This is a genomic window from Burkholderia sp. RF2-non_BP3, from assembly GCF_001522185.1.
Lineage (GTDB): Bacteria > Pseudomonadota > Gammaproteobacteria > Burkholderiales > Burkholderiaceae > Burkholderia > Burkholderia diffusa.
On sequence record NZ_LOSU01000025.1, the window covers coordinates 1 to 1313 of the forward strand.

Consider the following 1313-nt stretch of genomic DNA (forward strand, 5'->3'; position numbering starts at 1 on the left):
TGACCCGTCCTGAAATAGGTTGACACTTTTTCGCCGAGACGAAGAGGTGGCAATTGGAACAAGGGATCAAGCGGACGCAACGGGACTACAGCCTGGCTTTTAAGCTGTCGGTGGTGGCCCAGGTCGAAAAAGGCGAGCTGACGTATAAAGAGGCGCAGCGGCGCTACGGCATCCAGGGACGCTCGACCGTGCTGGTATGGTTACGTAAGCACGGCTTGCAGGATTGGGCCGATCCATCCGGCCGTGCGCGATCGGGTTCCCCCATGCCAAAGCAAGACTCAAAGCCGCTCACACCGGAGCAGCGCATCAAGGAATTGGAGACGCAGTTGCGAGAGGCGCAGGAGAAAGCCGCGCTGTTCGAGGCCGTGCTCGACGTGATGCGCAAGGACTACGGGATCACCGTAAAAAAGCCTTCGGGCAGGTCCTCGCGCAAAGGCGGATCGAAAAGCTGAGCGTCGAGCGAGCCTGCCGCTACATGGGCATCAGCCGGCAAGCGTATTACAAGCGATGTCGCAGCGAGGAACGCCGCGGCACGCAAGCCGAAGCCGTGACGACGCTGGTGCGGGATATACGGCTGCGCCAGCCGAGACTCGGGACACGAAAACTGCACCATCTGCTCGGACCCGTCTTGGGCGAGCGCGGCATCAAGCTCGGGCGAGATCGACTGTTCGACGTGCTGCGCGCCGCCCGCCTCTTGGTCGTGCCACACCGGGCGTACCACAAGACGACGCAGAGCCATCATCGCTTCCGGCGTCATCCGAATCTACTCAAACCCGGGCCGGATCAGGTCGTGCCGACCGGGCCCGAACAAGTGTGGGTGGCCGATATCACGTATCTGCCCACGGCTGGCCCGTTCGTGTACCTGAGCCTGATTACCGATGCGTTCTCGCGCAAGATCGTCGGTCATCACGTTCACGACAGCCTGCAGACCGAACAGGTCAGCCAGGCGCTGAAGAAGGCGTTGCGCCGTCGCCGAACCGGTCAGCCGTTGATCCATCATTCCGATCGCGGGGTCCAGTACTGCTCGACCTACTATCAAGACATCCATCGACGTCACGGCTTGCGCTGTTCGATGACGGACGGCTACGACTGCTACCAGAATGCGCTGGCCGAGCGGGTCAACGGTATCCTCAAAGGGGAGTTCTTGCTGCAGCGTCCTGCTGACCTCGAGCAGGCCGCCAAGATGGTCGAACAGTCCGTGCACATCTATAACCGTGAGCGGCCACACGCCGCCCTGGAATACAAAACGCCCGATGCGGTGCATCGGGCGTTCTAGCGTCTGGATACTGTCAACCTATTCCAGGACTTGACAC

At 61.1% G+C, this 1313-nt stretch carries 1 protein-coding gene; it reads left to right on the plus strand.

All coding sequences use genetic code 11. The features are described 5' to 3' along the window. Positions 1 to 53: 53 nt before the first annotated feature. Positions 54 to 1276 (plus strand): IS3 family transposase gene (locus tag WS45_RS10510; RefSeq protein ID WP_156437108.1). Its coding sequence is split into 2 segments (ribosomal slippage): positions 54 to 419 and positions 422 to 1276, totalling 1221 coding nucleotides; the frame shifts between segments, so codons are not numbered across the junction. The last annotated feature ends 37 nt before the right edge of the window (positions 1277 to 1313 follow it).